The 16,608-nt window shown below is 36.7% G+C and carries 8 protein-coding genes; 1 reads left to right on the top strand and 7 read right to left on the bottom strand.

Annotated features, from left to right (window positions below):
* Window positions 1–20 precede the first annotated feature (20 nt).
* From ACIP9W_RS04115 to ACIP9W_RS04095, 5 genes are all read right to left on the bottom strand, one after another.
* Window positions 21–3,317 (bottom strand): metallophosphoesterase, encoded by a 3,297-nt coding sequence (locus ACIP9W_RS04115; protein WP_400786336.1) that lies wholly within the window; start codon window positions 3,315–3,317, stop codon window positions 21–23.
* A 121-nt stretch (window positions 3,318–3,438) separates the two neighbouring features.
* Window positions 3,439–5,595 (bottom strand): choice-of-anchor I family protein, encoded by a 2,157-nt coding sequence (locus ACIP9W_RS04110; RefSeq protein WP_400786334.1) that lies wholly within the window; start codon window positions 5,593–5,595, stop codon window positions 3,439–3,441.
* Window positions 5,596–5,804: 209 nt separating this feature from the next.
* The gene (locus ACIP9W_RS04105) at window positions 5,805–10,559 is read right to left on the bottom strand and encodes an endonuclease (RefSeq protein ID WP_400786332.1); all 4,755 of its coding nucleotides are present in this window, start codon (window positions 10,557–10,559) and stop codon (window positions 5,805–5,807) included.
* A gap of 89 nt (window positions 10,560–10,648) precedes the next feature.
* The gene (locus tag ACIP9W_RS04100; protein ID WP_400786330.1) at window positions 10,649–13,348 is read right to left on the bottom strand and encodes a 5'-nucleotidase C-terminal domain-containing protein; all 2,700 of its coding nucleotides are present in this window, start codon (window positions 13,346–13,348) and stop codon (window positions 10,649–10,651) included.
* 242 nt (window positions 13,349–13,590) lie between these two features.
* The gene (locus ACIP9W_RS04095; protein ID WP_400786327.1) at window positions 13,591–14,070 is read right to left on the bottom strand and encodes a metal-dependent hydrolase; all 480 of its coding nucleotides are present in this window, start codon (window positions 14,068–14,070) and stop codon (window positions 13,591–13,593) included.
* Between the two features lie 178 nt (window positions 14,071–14,248).
* On the opposite strand from ACIP9W_RS04095, the gene ACIP9W_RS04090 reads away from it, so the two are divergent.
* Window positions 14,249–14,656 (top strand): hypothetical protein, encoded by a 408-nt coding sequence (locus ACIP9W_RS04090; RefSeq protein WP_142539591.1) that lies wholly within the window; start codon window positions 14,249–14,251, stop codon window positions 14,654–14,656.
* 34 nt (window positions 14,657–14,690) lie between these two features.
* Here the strand turns inward: ACIP9W_RS04090 and ACIP9W_RS04085 are convergent, their stop codons facing one another.
* On the bottom strand, window positions 14,691–15,719 hold the full coding sequence (locus tag ACIP9W_RS04085; protein WP_400786325.1) for an SGNH/GDSL hydrolase family protein: 1,029 nt from the start codon (window positions 15,717–15,719) through the stop codon (window positions 14,691–14,693).
* A 216-nt stretch (window positions 15,720–15,935) separates the two neighbouring features.
* Window positions 15,936–16,598 (bottom strand): ribonuclease H family protein, encoded by a 663-nt coding sequence (locus ACIP9W_RS04080; protein WP_400786323.1) that lies wholly within the window; start codon window positions 16,596–16,598, stop codon window positions 15,936–15,938.
* Between the last annotated feature and the right edge of the window lie 10 nt (window positions 16,599–16,608).

Genomic DNA, 16,608 nt, shown 5'->3' with positions numbered 1-16,608 from the left:
TTTACTTTAAGGTGACGTAATTAATTCAATAATTCTGCTCCATTGATGTATTCTATTTCTTGTATGTTGTCAGCGCCACGGATTTCTTTTACATTATTACCGTTGATAATTACTTTTCTTACTTTTGTATCTTTGAAGTCGATGATTGTATCTGCTTCAGAAGGTTTTAGTATTACTGTAGTTTTCTCAAAGCCTGCTCCTTGAAATTCTGCGTATGATGATCCAGTAAAGAGAATTTCTTCTGTAATTACTGATTGATCAGCAAGTGATACGGAAACATTTGGTTTAGTAATTGTTAATTTATTTGTAATAAGCTTTTTAATATTAAATAATTTTTCTGGTTTGATCTGTTCTGGCTCTTCAATAGATGTCTTTTGCATTTCGAAAGAGTCTACCAGCTCGTTATCGATTGTAAAGACTTTTCCTTTTAGTTTGTTTCCTTCTATTGAAATAGAAGTGAAGATTTGTGTGTCTGTGTCAAATTGAACATCTACATAGTCACTAACTTCTGTTGGGTAGAATTTCGGTCCTGCCGAGCCCCCAATTACATATACCGTTCCTTCTCCATCAGTTTGTACCTTTCCGCCCTTCATAGCGTGTGTTCTCATATATGAATGATCATGTCCATTTAATACGAGATCCACATTTAGTTCTTCTAACAAAGGAGCAAATGTTGTAGCAGTAGCATTAACTCCAGTTAAAGGATTACTTTTGTATGCTGGACGGTGATACATTGCGATAATCCATTCTTTATTTGATTTTTCTACTTCTTGTCTGATCCATTGTTGTTGCTGTTCCATGTCTTGAACACCAAATTCTGAATTCAACATAAGAAACGTGGCATTTCCATAGTCGAAAGAATAAACAAATCCTTTTTTACCTTCAGGCCCATTTTGAGGATAAGCAAATAAAGAATTATAGATGGATTCCCCATTCCCATATACATCATGATTACCTAACACAGACATGAATGGTATTTTTTGCGACAAACCTTTTGAAGCTTGTAGGAAAAGTTCCCACTGACTCATGACACTGCCGTCTTCTACTATATCTCCACTATGAAGGGCAAATTTTGTATCCGGATATTTTTCTAAGCCTAATTCAAATAATTTCGTCCAAAGTACAAATCCTGCCGCATCTTGGGATTGTGTATCGGTGAAAAATAAGAAATTGAATGGTTCTTCATCATTAACCTCTGTTCTAAATATACCTATTTCACTCCAACCTTCTTCAGTTCCATCACCTACGCGATATTGGTATTCAGTACCTGGAGTGAGTTCATTGACTGCTGTTTTATGAATCATCATTTCCGTATTGCTATCTGCGTACAATTCACTTGCCCCATTTGTACGAATGACAGAATCCGATCCGAAGCCTTTTTCGTCGTTATTAGCGACTACCTCAACTATAGAGTTTGTGTGAGCTGTTGCTGTGCGCCATGTAAAGTGTTGGGATGTTTTAGGATCTTGTGTCCATGTTAATGTGATATTTTCAGGTTTGTGTGTACCAAGTTGTGGTGTAATTGTGAATGATTCTACTTGACTGACTAAACCATCTTTCTCTGCTTGAATGCTTAGCGGTATTTGAGAAAGCGTTAGTTTATCTGTTATGATTTCTCCGTTTTCATCGGAAAGGTCAAATAGACTGTTCCAATCAGTTACTTCTGCATCTCCACTTGGTACATGATAATAACGAACTTGCCCATTAGGAATATAAACTCGGTAGAAGCCAAATGTAGCAGTAGGTGCATTTGTAAATGGCATGTAGGCCCCTGCTGTTACCGTTTGGTATGGTTCGCCTTGTACTCCGCTCCCACCTTTATAAATGGTTGTATCGTTCACTATTTTTAATAGTTTCGTGCCGTTAGTAATGCTGATTTTAGCACCTTCTACTGGATTTCCCTCAAGATCTTTAACGGTAAGTTTGGTTATGGTCCCTACAGATTTCCCTTCAAGCGTTAGTACGTATGGTTGCTTAATTGCTGATTCGAAAGGATTTGTTAAAAAGGGTAATGTTCCAATTGTTGTATCTTCAAATGTTAAGCTGCCATCTAATAACGCGAGTTTTGTCGTTCCTGATGCGTTATTCCCTAAAGAGAATGATACTGTTCCTAGTATTTCATCATCATTTGTTTCGATTGCATTTAAACCTTCTAATTTCAAAAGAATTTGGCCAGTCTCTTCGTCTACTTGATTGATAATTGCCGTGTTTTTGAATTTGTCTTCTAATTTTACTTGAAGTCCCTCTATTGTTTGGTCTCCATCTTGGAAGGTCATTAGCAATGGATCATAACCCAATTTTAAATCGGTGCCGCTTAAGCCTTTAATGTTATCGATTGTTAATTGTACTTCAAATGTCGCCCCTGCTAATGATACAGCAGGTCCAGCCCAATTAAATTCAGGACCACCAGAAGAGATGGTTAAACTAAATGTTTCAAATGTATGGTTTCCTTCGTTGTCATATACTTCGACATAAACTTCATGCAACCCATCTACTAATGGAGTTATTGATTTATAGGAGATGATTCCTATTTCTGGATTGAATGTTGGTATAACATCCTTACCATCTATTTTCATGTAGATTTTGTTTGCATCTAAACCAGATCCATTTACGTTATCTGTTGCTGTAATGCTTATTTCCGGTTTGTTTGTTGTAGATGTATCAGAAGGATTGAAATTTGCGAGTGTTGGATTGGTTACATCTTCATCAAACTCACCATATACTGCTTGAATGTTATCAACGTAAATCGTACCAGCAGATTTTCCCTCATCTTTTGTAGCCATATAGCGAATTGCTTGTCCAATTTGGAAGGGGGCTACCCAAGTGTCTGGAATAGATGCTTCGACGTATTTCCAACCTTTCCAAGTTACCCCGTTTGGATAGTCGCTTGTGAAATCAATATTGAAGCTTTGACCATTCGCATCATACATCTGTTGTCTGAGCCAATGCTTATTTCCATCCCCGTAAATCCACATACCGATTTTATCAGGATTTCCAGGTACATCAATACGAGCATCCTTGCTAGCATAAATTCCTGAAGTACCAAGTTGACCAAGGAAATCGTAATCAAGACGTAACGCATTCTCTCCAAACCGAACAGTATCAGTTGAAATAGTAGCTGCTATAGTTTTAAATCTATCACCAGTTGCTTTCCAACTATTATTTGTCTCAAAGTCTTCTAATACAATATACGGTTGCTCTGATACACTTGTATTGTTTTCTGACTCGGCAGCCTCTACATAACCAATATTTTGCGAATTTAACATATTGTTAATTAATATCAAAATAAAAGCCAAGTTAATCAATGTCCTCTTCATTAATAATCTCCTATCAGTATTGTATTATTATTTCCTTGTCACACAAACAAGCGAGTTTAAAACTTTCCGTCTTTATCTGCTGCGTGTATAGAAATTACTCGTTTAATAGCAGACTTCGAGCTTAGTTTGCTTCTTTTGCTTTCTCTTCAAATTCATATACAGCAACTGTTCCTGAAATTTCGTGAGTTGCAGCAAGTAACGCTTTACCGGTTGGACTCTTTTCAGCAGGTATAAATAATAATCCTTCTGGTGAAACATCACCAGCAGCATCTTCTGAGAAGTCACGGCTTGAAATAAGTGTGACAAACTTTGGAGCTTTTACATCGGTTAAATCATAAACCATAATACCGCTATAGCGTTCTAAAGCAATAAATCCATAAGTTGTTCCATCAATTTCGCCAACTACAGCTGTTTCAGGCTCAGGACCTTTATCATCACTACGGTTGTCTACTTTTATCTCATCGCTATTTGTATTAAAATATTTTGGTGTTTTCTCAGCGATAATGCGTTCAAACTCACTTCCGCTATCATATACTTGCTCTAACGATTCAGCATCGAAAATGGAGAAGCTACGCCCACCATACCCATAAATTGCTTCATATGAAGTAGCCTCAGCATTTATTCCATTTTCTGTTGTCACTTTATAGCCATCCAATTTGGACAAATCAAATTTGTCTAGTTCCTCTTGTGTATAACCTTGGTATTTAGTAGCATCTAATTTAATCGGCAACTCGATATCTGCAAGATCCGCTACTTCCGTATAACCACCATCATCTACATAGTCACGAGAGTCTCCTTCGTTCGGTATGATGATGTACGTTTTGCCATGAACCACAAAAGTATCCACTGCATCTGGCATATGCCAAGTAAGAATTGGTGCTTTATCAATACCAATCGCTTTATCATCTTTGTTTGCATCCATTTCATTTCCAGTTATAGAATGATCGATAACTCCTAATCCTTTCACAGACACAATTTTATTGTTTACTAGATCTACAGTAGCAATAGCATTATTTTCTTGTAATGTTACATAGGCTGTTTTACTGTCTAGTGAAACTGTTACATATTCTGGTTCTAGCTGTGCTAAGTAGGAAGAACCTTTGCCTTGGTATGACATCCGGACATTTTCATCTAACATAGCTTCGGTGAAAGTTAATGTTGTTTCTTCAAATGAAGCTACATCAATGATAGAAATAGAACCTTCTGGATCAATGGTCGTATCTTTATTTGGCTCTCCTTCATTTGCAACAACTACTTTTTTTCCATCAGGTGTGAATGTCACCATATCTGGTAAAGCCCCAACTTGGACAGACTTCACAAACTTCCCATCTTTTGTAGCAAAAATAATATAACCTAGATCTGTTTTTTCAGCGTAAGCAGCAATGGCGATTAAATCTTCCGTTGGATGAGAAGTGATACTTGTAATGTTCTTTACGCCTTTAACACCGTAATCCTCGATTACAACACGTTTCGTTGAATCAACTTGTGTAAATTCACCTGATTTAACATCAGCAAATGATAAAATATCAAATCCACCAATAGCACCATTTGTAACGAATGCTTTTTTCAGCTTTTCATCATAAGCTAAAATTTCCGTTCCAGTTTCTCCTTGACCACTGTCATAACGAGCGACTTGTTTAACTGTTAGTTGTTCCGAATTAGAATTATATAGGGGTGGCGTTTTAATAGTGCTGACATTTGACCTAGATACCATGAGCTGTGCATGTTTTTTATCAGCAGGTGTTTTGAATGTCGCTAATAGTAGATCACGCGATGCTTTACCTGTGAAGCGGTACATAATTGCAGATCTTTCTTTCAATTGTTCAGTAAGCTTCTGAAGCTGTTTTTCTACTTCTGCCGAGTCTTTTTTTGATTCTGCTTTTTCGATTGCATCCATGATCGGAGTTATGTATTTAGTGGCATAGTTATATGCATCAATATACGGTACTACGCCCTTTGTAATTCTTTCATTATATAAGTCTTCTAAATCATTTAATAATGCTTTTTTGTTTTTGGACTTCGACTTTTCTATTGCTGCTTTAGCTTTTTGATAGCTTTCTTTTGCAGTATTAAGCGCTGGATAAAGGTCTTTACTCGTCATAATCTTTCCTTGCTGTGCAGGAACAACATAAGCATAAGATTCCTCTTTCATATCTTTTCGCGCTTGATCCACCATATCTTGTAATGAGCTACTTGCAAAACTGACTCCCGATGATGAAAATAATGAGGTCGCAAGCACCGTGGCCATGACTGAATTTTTTACCGTATTCTTTTTCATGATTTTCCTCCTACTAATATTTGTGAACTACTAATCTACTAATAAAAGTCTTTAATAATTGAATACAACAATAACTATTTAAGAATAGAGAATACAAATATTAAGTACAATGTGAATATTGTTAAATGAATGTAAATTGTTATTAGCACGTATTTACATAAAAAAGTGTTACGGGTATCAGATACCAGTAACACTTCTTTTTTCTAAAATTATGAAGCTTTTTGAACATTGGATGAGCCAGTTTGCCCCCAAATTGATTGCACCCATTCCGGATGATCGATAAATGGATTTCGATTTCCTTGCCAGTTTTGTATAACATTATTTCTGTTTAGTTCCACTTCATCAACCGGGTCTTGAAGATGCCATTTTAAGAGAGTTGACAGCTTGCCGTGGTAAGGTGCACTTCCATTACCTAGCTTTTCGTTTAATTCCAAATCAACTTTATCTCCTTTTTCATAGCGAGTAGCCATATAGAAGAGAATTCTTGCAACATCACCTTTTACGCGATTTGGCGGCTCAAATGAATTCGAAGTTTTGAAACATCCATTACATCCGTTAACTGGGCTTCCTCCATTATCAAAATCTAAATTTCCTCTAGCGCTATTCACTTGTACATCCGTAGCACGTAGATGATGGATATCAGTACCTGGTCCTTTACTTGTCCCAAAGTCGCCATGTGATTTAGCCCATGTATGTTCACGATTCCATTGTCCTACATTTCCACCGTTACTATTTTTGGAACGTGATACTCCTGAGTAAAATAAAATAACGTTATTTTTATTGTTCGGATCTTCATCCGTCTCTTTTAAAGCTTCCCACACTTGATCATAAGAAAGTTGAGTATGATCATCGATAATTTCATGTAGCGCGGCTTTCAATGCTTGTCCTTCTTTGCCAATTGCATCTTTATAATAGTCATCTACAGTAGAATCAGTAGAAGTCACGTTTACACTAAAGTTCGTAGTTACACTCTTTTCACCATCTGTTGCAGTAACTCCAACAATATGCGTACCTAATTCAAGGTTTAATATTAATGTGTCTGCCTCAACAGTACCTTTTGTTGATGTAAAAGTCAGTTTATCATTGTCTGGATCAGAAAAATGTTCTGTCAATAAGATAGATGCTGTTTCTCCATCTTTGATGTCCAAGTTAGCGATAGCTTTTTTTACAATCGGGGCTTTATTTTCACCGGGTAAAGAAGGAACCTCAATGGGTCCCCCTTTAACATTTGTGAATTTAATAGTTTCTGCACTTGCACCATTAATAAATTCAATTTCTTGAATGTTTTCAGCTCCGCGAATTTCTTTTACATTAGTACCGTCAATAATTAACTTCTGTACGTTTGTTCCTTTGAAATCAATAATTGCGCCAACATTTACAGGTTTGATCGTTACAGAATGCTTCGCAAAACCTTCACCTTGGAATTCTGCGTAAGCTCCTGTGAAAAGAATCCCTTCTGTAATAACTGACTTGTCATCGAGTTTAACTGATACGCTTGGTTGCCCAATCGTCAATTTCTTAGTTTTAAGATTTTTAAAGTCATATTCTTTTTCTGCTTTAATCGGTTCTTCTACATCTTCAGATAGTAAATCGATTTGAACCATTACTGGATCATGATCGCTTGCGCGTCCAGCCATATCCGTAAAGTCTGCGTTTATATGAAGAATATCGATCTTTGTTTTTCGTTCTAAGTTCTTAGTAACTAAAATATGATCTAAAACTTGTGAATTACCTTGATACAAATAGGTGTAACGGTCAGCAGTTTCTACTTTGTTAATCATATTTGTCATTAGACTGCCTTCATGGATTCTTAAAGATTGAGAGAATTGATAATCATTAAAGTCTCCTAAAGAAACAACATTTGCATCTGGATTTTTCGTTTTAATATCATCTACAAAGTTATATACGATATTCGCAATTTTATGGCGTTGCGCTTCACTAACATATTTCGGAGGTTGAATAGATCCAAATAAAGGAGTATCTCCAGACTTCGAATTCCAGTGATTCGCTATTACAATAACACTTTCACCTTTAAAATCAAATTGTGCTGCTAATGGTTTACGGCTGCTATTAAATGCGCTGTTTGTAGGGTCAATGCGTCCTGGATTAAGTGTTAACTTACCATCTTGGTAACCTACAGCTGTAGTCGCATTTCCAGAAGAGATACCTTCTGTTAATTTCACGCGTTCCGGATTATAAAGGAACCCAACACGGATATTGGCATTTGGCGCCCCACCATCTTGATTGTTTACTGGGTCAATATTCACATACTCATATTGTGCTCCGTCCGCAGCTTTTATTGCTGCAATCAATCTTGCATAGCTTTGGTTTGCTTTTGAGTCTCCAGAATCTTCCCCATTATTATCTTGAACTTCCGTCACTCCAACAATATCAGGACTTTGCATGTCATTAGCGATTGCTCTTGCTAATTTACTAGCTTTATCATTGGAAGTAGATTTTGTATTGTTTGAGAAGTTCTCTAAGTTATAAGACGCAATCGTTAATTTATCTTCTGCTTTAGCAATTGTTGTCTTCTCAGGTTTTGCAGTTCCCTTTGTATGAGCAGCTTTCATTTCATCTAAAGAAACATAGATTTTAAAGTTTTGGAATGAATAACCTACTACTCCAGTAATCGGACCGTTAAACTTATCCCCCGTTGCTACTTCAAAATCACGCCCAGGACCATTAGGTTCTAAACGGAATTGTATACGATTCGGATTTTGGTTACCCTCTTCATACAATACACCGCCATGAAGAGAATTCGTTGGCGCTTTTTCTAGAAGTGTAACAAGGTCTCCATGCTCTTGCGGTGCAACTGCTTTCACATTTCCAACTTCCACTCGCATTCCTTCAATGCTTTCCCAGAAATCAATTGCATCTACAGTAGGATTGAATACAGTTAGGTTATCACTATCAATTTTTGCTAATGCCATTTTTGTTTCATCGATGATGATTGGAGATGGTAAAGCAACACCATTTTTCAAAACTTCAACTTTTCCACCTTGATCATTTCGAACGTTGATTTGCGTTGTTTTCAAGTCTGTCGTTTGACGATCATCATAACCATCGTATGCATATTCACTTACCTTACCAGTAACGGATACCAAATCACCTACTTTAATTGGCCACTTGTTCTTACCACTATAAAGTAAAATTGCCTCGGAGGTATTGGGATTATTATCCGCTAACTCATCCGGTGTTTGGATATGATAATAAGTTGAACCACTTAATTCAAATGAGTAAGTAACAATCCCTTGAATCCCTTCTACAGTTTGACCATCGAATGAAGTAGCGTGACCCGCTCCTTGAATATCATGAATTTGAAGACTATCCGTAATCTTATAAACAAAAGACTTCACTTCAGAAGATCCCTCAGCAGTTATTGCTACAGCTTTAATTGTTGTATCTTTTTTAATCTCGATAGGTGCAGTATATTTGGTGCTTTCTTTTGTCGGTTCAGTTCCATCTACTGTGTAATAAACTTCAGCACCTGCAGTTGTAGTGGACAACGTTACTTTTGTACCGCCGACAAATGTTCCACTACCTGGATTTGCTATAACCGGTTGCAAAATAGAACTATCGGAAACAATATCTTGCACTGACCGAGGGATGATTTGGTAATCTGAATCAAACTGTTGAACAATACCAGTAATAGATTCATATGTGTTACCAACAAGCAAACCTAAAGAACCATTTTCATCACGGACAATGAATTCAGTTACTCCATCAGTTGCTGTATAGTTTCCTGCATTTACTGATTTCAATGTAATATTATTTGCTTGCACGAGAAGTGATTCATTGTTTTCAGATACTTCTGCACCTGTAACTATTTTTGGTGATGGTGCTCCTACATTCCCTGACTTATTCACAATAGTTGCCCCATCTAATTGAAGAAGTCCCCGATAATCTGCTAATTTACCAGTGAGGACCACTTCATCCCCTACAGTTAAAGGCAGGCTAGTAGGGCGTACGGCAATACCACCTGTAGAATCTTGAATCGAAATAGTATTCTTTAAGTTTGCAGCTACAATTCCTTTAACAGTTACTGTCTGACCAAGCGCTGTAGCACGTGCCTCTGCTATTGATACTGTCCCTTCTTCACTTGATACTGTATAACTAAACTCAGCAACCGCACTGTTTTCAAGTCCTTCTTTTATAGCGATAGCTTTTACCGTCATATCTTTATCAATGACGATTGGAGCTTCGTATTTAGTACTTGATACTGTTGGTTCTGACCCATTAGTTGTGTAATAAATTGTTGCTCCTTCTGTTTTTGTTGATAGAATAATTTCAGTGTTTTTTGGAACGCTTGAAGGTGGCGTCGACACTGTTACGGTATCAACTTTATTTTCTATCGGTCCAGGACCATCACTATCCATTATGTGTGAACCTAAATTAGAAGAATCGTCCTTGGGAAGCGTCGTCCATTCTACAGATGGATCAAATGTATTATCAATTATTCTATCACCTGTCTTAACCGAACTTTTGCGAACTAGTGTAACATCCACGCCAAAATTTATCTTAGAACCGTTTGCCTGTCCAATGGAATCAATCACTTCACCTGATTTTCTTAAAACAATGGGATCATCACCATTAAAATTAATAACAGTTGAATCTATTTGATTCCCTTTGCTTTTTATATCGGCATTTGCATCTTTATGATGCACTACATAGGTGCCATCATTAGCTAAGCTACCCGATAATGTTACTTTGTTTCCTGCTGTAGCCGCTCCATTGGTATGAAGCTCAAGTGTATAAGCACTTAAATCAACTGTAGCTCCCGTTCCATTGTATATTTCTATTGCCTTATTAAAGCTACTACCTTCTATATACTCTGAAATAATTAGATCAGATGCATTTGTAGCCGCTACAGCATTAGTTGGGATTGCCGGAATTATTAATCCGGCTACAAGACCAGCGGATAAAAAAGCATTTATAGGCTTTTTCCAATTCCTTTTACTCATCTGAGAATTCTCCTTTTTAAGTAGGGATTTTTAGTAAATTAATTATTCTACAAAGCCTTTAAAAATTACGAAGAACAACTTACAAACTATCAAAGAATCATTTCACCAATAATTGTTATACCGTCAAAATTCACTGTTTTCCCGCCTAGTCCAGTAAAGTCTGCATCCCCTTCAACTGTAATATTAGAAAAAGAAATGCTTCCGCTTGGATTACCTTTAAGAATCAAGTCACCTTTGATTACTGCATTTTCAAGTTTAGCAACATCGGTCACTGATACTGTAACGTCGCCATTATATACTTTCAGTGCTTCTGGTGTACCAGAGAAATCTTCTGCTGCAATCTCTCCTCCTGGAAGTTCAGTGCCAGGGCCTTTACTTGCAATGTCAACGATACGATCCTCTACTTTTGGATCAACATTTACTAGGCTTGCAATATGTTCACGTAAGTTCTCCCAGTCAGAAAGCCCTAAATCTGTAACTCTTCCCTCTTCATATGCTTTTTTCAGCACATCGTAGCCATCTCCACCTTTTGCTGTAAAGGCATTGGTTGCAACTACATATTTTTCGTCATCTTTAATTTCTAAAAAGCTATCATTTGCCGCTTTATATTTAATAGAAACTACACGCTTTCCTACCTGCTTAGATGAATCGAATTCTACTTTTGCACCAGATACATGAAGGAAGCCACCATTTTCTTTAGGAAATTCTTTAAAACTAGTTTCAAATGTTGCTTTTAATTCTGCACCAGTTAGCTCTACTGTCGCTAATGTATTTCCAAATGGAAGTACTGTAATAACTTCACCTACTGTTATCGGACCTTGGTTAATCCCTGCTCTTATCCCTCCACCATTTTGGAATGCCATAACGACATCTTCGTTATACACTTTTGCTTTATTTAGCATGCCATCTGTAATCAGATTTCCAAGTGGAGTTTCATTACTTCTTACACTAACATTACTATCTGCACTTGATCTAGGGTTTTCTAAAGCTTTTACAGCTGTTGCACCAGTAGGCTGTTCTTTCAACTCTTTGATTTTATCCGAGTATTTTTTCAACGATTCAGCTGCTTCTGCATCCTCTTGTTTTGCATTGATACTTATTAAATCGCCAGCATGTTTTATTACTCTTCCATATTTATCAAACTCTACATCCAATGTTCCTAAATATTCACTATATTGATACGCCTGCACAATAACTGTCGGGTCTTTTGCTTTGCCATTAAGATCTTTATTTACTACAACCGGTTTTTCTAGCTTTGTATGACTGTGCCCGCCTACAATTACATCGATTCCTGTAACTTTTGCTGCCAATTGCAAGTCATTGTCATAAGCTGGATTATCATCATAACCTAGGTGAGTTACCGCAATAACTTTGTTAACTCCTTGCTTTTGGAACTCATCTACCATTGTTTGAGCTGCTTTTACATAGTCAGTAAAAGTTACCTTTTCAGGGCTTGAAATATCTTTTGTTTCTGCTGTTGTTAAGCCGAACAACCCTACTTTTTGCCCATCTACAACTTTTATAATACCGCTATAAATTTGACTATTTTTCGCATCACTTGATATCTTCACATTAAAAAGACCTTTTAAATGTTCATCTTGTGAAAAGTCTACATTAGAGCTTACAATTGGGAAATTAGCTTTTTTGATAAACTCTGCTAATGCTTTGTGACCTTCCGATCCTGAGCCAAGATCAAACTCGTGGTTCCCAAGAGTCATCACATCATATTTCATCAAGTTCATAAATTCTAAATCAGCTTGCCCCTTAAATTCATTAAAATATAAAGTTCCGGAGAAGACATCTCCTGCATCTATTAATAGTGCAGATGGTTTTGCTTTACGAACATCCTTGACCGCTGTAACACGTTTCGCTACATTATCCAAGTTTGCGTGTGTATCGTTGGTATGCATCAAGGATAAATTAAAGTTTGAGCCAGTATTACCGTCACCGCCTCCACTGTTTCCACCGCCGTTATTACCTCCGCCACCAGTAGTAGGTGGAGTAGTAGGTGGGGTAGTAGGTGTTAGGATGACAACCCCTGCTTTTTTACTTACCGCTTCTACTTTTTCTAATAATTCTTTCACCATCGGAAGATGTTCAGTAGCTGGCAATCTATAGAGTAAAGGTTTAATCGTCTCTAAAACTTTTATAGCTTCAGCAGTTTTTCCCGCTGCTAATAATTTATCTGCTTCTAGTACTTTCATATAAACAGTTACCGGTACCATTAACTGATCACGTTTAAGGTTTGCAGGGTCTTTATATTGTTTTAACAATAAATCCCTTGGAGCTTTACCTGTAAAACGATAAAGAATCGCTGTACGGCTTTTTAATTGAACGGATAGCTTGTGATATAAATTCTCCACTTTTGCCCAGTCTTTTTCTGACTCAGCCTTTTTAAGATCTGCCATAATCGGCGTTAGATATTTGTCTGCATAATTGTAAGCGTCAATATAAGGTATAATTCCTTTTGTTATACGTTCTTCATATAAAGCATCTAAATCTTTTAACAAAGTATCCTTATTTTTTGCATTTGATTTCAAGATTGCTTTTCTAGCTTTTTGGTAATTTGCTTTTGCCGAATTCAATGCAGGATACAAATCTAAACTTGTTGCGAGTTTTCCATTTTGTGAAGGTACTACATAAGCATAAGCTGCTTCTTTCATATCTTTTCTCGCCTGGTCGACAATTTCTTGCAAAGAATTATTTGCGAAACTAACACTTGTTGAAGTTAATAAGGACGTTGCAAGAACTGTTGCAACTACAGACTTTTTTACCATATTCCTCTTCATAATTTCCCTCCTAGTATTATTTCTGCTAGGCATATTCTATTTAATAACTTACAATTTCATTTAATAAATAGAATAATCAAGCAACTACTTTATTATAATTAAAATAGAGTTTTAACACAAACAGAATATTTTGAAATCTATGAAAATTACCGCAGAAATAATTTTACTTTAATAAAAAAGCTATTTCACATAGAAACCTAAGTGAAATAGCTTTTTTCATTTTATAGATTTTTTTTACAAAACTAAAAATAACTAGTAAAAACTCCATATCCATAATAAACCGTAAGTAGCGATAATGCAGCAAACACTACATCTTCCACTGCTCCTCCAGTTTTCGTTGTAATCGGAAAACGCACCGTTACTTTAATCGGATACAATAATTTGATCCCGTTTTTCGTAGCCATATCCAAAATATAATGGCTGGCCATTCCTACTATGATTCCCGCTACGATAGATTCATTTGTTACGAATGACTTTAAAAGTATCCCAATAAGAAACAAAAACAATAAACTATGCGTAAAGGAACGGTGACCAAAAAGGGTGCTAATAATTTTAGAGAGTAAAGGCAGTTTCCGCCCGATTTTACTACCTCCGTGGCAAATATCTGGAATCAAAGAACCGACAACGCCAGCGCCAACTAAAAGGACGGTTTCATAATTTGAAGTTTGGGCAAAAGCAAGACTTGCTGTAATACCGCCAATGATGTGAGTCTTTCCTGTCATGCTTCTTTTTTCTCCTTTTATACATAAGCTAAATTACTATTTTACACTATTTTTCCAACAGACTAAATAGGCTATCAGTAATCATTAATTTAGAAATTGCCACTCTCGAAAATGTTTGGCGGCTATTTGAAATGGGTATCATATAAAAACAATACATTACATTTAGGGAGTGACGAAGATGAATAAAACTAGATGTGCCTTATTAATTGGAGGAATTGCCGCATTATCATATGCCTATTTCACTAAAATTGAAAATAGAGACCAAGCAATCACAACTTTGAAAAATACAAAAACAAAAATCAATTCTTATACGGATACAAAAAAACATAAGCCAACACAAATGACGAAAGCTGGTTTCTCAGATCCTAAAGACCCAGACGACAATCGTATGGTAGAAGAAGGAGCCATGACAAGCGTTCAGTATTACAATGAAAAAGTACAAGAGCCCGATTCTAAATCAGCAGCAAAAAATGCCTTTCCAAAATCTCAACAAAAAAAGCTTCCTGAAAAAGAAGAATCTTTACCAGAAGCAAATAACCAATCACCTGCAAAACAACAAAATACCAACCATAATGCAAAAGACTAAAAAAGCGGCTGAAGTTTCAGTCGCTTTTTTCTACTCAGTTCTTCTTTTGTAATAATGCTAGCTTTGCTTTAGATGGAGTTTCGTAACGAATTGCCGCGTTCTTTTGAACAAAGCTACTTCCCCCTAAACCATAAAGCCCATTCTGTTGCCCTTTATAGCTGTAAACTCGATACTCTTCTCCCTTTTTCAATGTTCGAATAGTAGATAAAGAGCCATCTGTTTCTATTTTCATTAGATAAGTATCTTGAAGAATCGTTACTTTACCGATTTGACCAATTTTAAGCTCAGTTTTCCCCCACATTACTTTCGGGCTGTCTTTTGGAACCTGTACATGCATCAAATAATTTTGTAGAAATTGGTCAGCCAATACTTGATACCCTGCTTCATTTGGATGAATGTCCTTTGGGTTTTCCAAGTAGGAAGTGCCATTTACATCAAAAGCAATTGCTATTTCCACAAAATGTACATTCTCTCTTTTCGCGATTTCAGCCATTCTACTATTTACAAAACTAAAAGCGAGTTTCAACTGTTGCTTGACCCCATTATCCGCTATATGAGGTAACGGAAAATAATAACCAAATAAATAAATTTCCGCTTCGGGGTTGAGTGCTTTCACTTGTTGAATAGCAGCAGTCAAATTACTAGCTACTTTATTTAATAATGTCGACGCTGTCGCAAGATCTGTATTAATACTTTCATCCTCTGGATTGTACATTTCATCTATAAAATCGTTGGCACCGCTAATAATCGTAACCAGTTCTGCCTCTTTTAAAGCTTGCTGTACCTCAGCACGCTTTAATGTTTCCAACAAGCCAACGCTCGTTTCTCCCGTCATTGCAAAGTTTTTGTTAAAAGACGCTAACATATCTTTTTTAGCGAGCTCTTCACTAATAATATCTGTGAAGCCCCTGCCAATCTTAATCCCATATGGGGTATGACCAGCTGCTAGGGAATCACCTAATGCTACATAATCGACTTTCTTATTCTCTGCCTGTGCTGTAGGAGTCCACACACTAGAAAGAGCAAGCGCTCCCACTAATACAAACGATAAAATTTTCTTCACTATTAATCCCTCCTTCACCCATTCTATAGTATGCATAAGTACCTATATCAATGTTATTAGAATAGAACTACAACTGTTATAATAATAGCTTTTCCCTTTCAGAGACACAACTCTATTATTGAAATAAATGTAGCGAGCTATAGAAAGGAGATAAAGCAAAAAATCCTTCCACAGTCTTTGTGTAACTGAGAAAGGATTTTTTAGTTTCTCCAATAGCTAGTTTTTATCCATCTCACTAGTCCCCGTAATTTCAATACCATTCAGTGCTTGGGTGGCCAACCGATCCGCTTCCGCATTTGCTTTTCTTGGGACCAATTCGTATTCTGGCTGAATACCTAAGTCTTTCATTTTAGCTTCAATACGATCTGCCCAACTAGATAAATCCTTTTCTATCACTGGCCATTCTTCACTCAAATGATTAATCACGACCTGTGAATCTCCAATGAAGCGGACTGGTAAATGATGAACCCCTAGAATTTCAAGCTCTTGCAGGCTTAGATAAAACGCTGCATATTCGGCCTCATTATTGGATACAAGCTCGGTAGCAAACGAGTTTCTTCTCAATCGATATGACTTTCCACTTTGCTCATAATAAATAACACACCCCAAGCCTGAACTACTAGTCGCTCGGTCGAAACCACCGTCAAAATAAACGGTCACATTATGTGGTTCCGTTTCGATTCCTTTCAAATAGCCTTTCAGCTCTTTTATCGTCCACGAACTATCAAAACGATCAATGAAAATCACATTCTTTGCACGACCTATTTTCTCCAAGTCCTCTGCCACAAGTAGGGCTTGAGTTGCCGGCATCTCTTCCGAACGGAAGGTAGTTTCCACACCTTTAGGAGTCCTATAAATACATTCAATTAAAACAATCATCACCAATCCT

Source organism: Psychrobacillus sp. NPDC093180, from assembly GCF_044754065.1.
Lineage (GTDB): Bacteria > Bacillota > Bacilli > Bacillales_A > Planococcaceae > Psychrobacillus.
The sequence above is the reverse complement of the archived record's forward strand: the minus strand, read 5'-3'. Positions and strand labels throughout refer to the sequence as shown.

Bases quoted from the DNA above. Each gene is read 5' to 3' on its own strand.
- ACIP9W_RS04115 (WP_400786336.1), bottom strand. From the start codon at position 3,317: ATGAAGAGGACATTGATTAACTTGGCTTTTATTTTGATATTAATTAAC.
- ACIP9W_RS04090 (WP_142539591.1), top strand. From the start codon at position 14,249: ATGAATAAAACTAGATGTGCCTTATTAATTGGAGGAATTGCCGCATTA.
- ACIP9W_RS04080 (WP_400786323.1), bottom strand. From the start codon at position 16,598: ATGATTGTTTTAATTGAATGTATTTATAGGACTCCTAAAGGTGTGGAA.
- ACIP9W_RS04105 (WP_400786332.1), bottom strand. From the start codon at position 10,559: ATGAGTAAAAGGAATTGGAAAAAGCCTATAAATGCTTTTTTATCCGCT.
- ACIP9W_RS04110 (WP_400786334.1), bottom strand. From the start codon at position 5,595: ATGAAAAAGAATACGGTAAAAAATTCAGTCATGGCCACGGTGCTTGCG.
- ACIP9W_RS04095 (WP_400786327.1), bottom strand. From the start codon at position 14,070: ATGACAGGAAAGACTCACATCATTGGCGGTATTACAGCAAGTCTTGCT.
- ACIP9W_RS04100 (WP_400786330.1), bottom strand. From the start codon at position 13,348: ATGAAGAGGAATATGGTAAAAAAGTCTGTAGTTGCAACAGTTCTTGCA.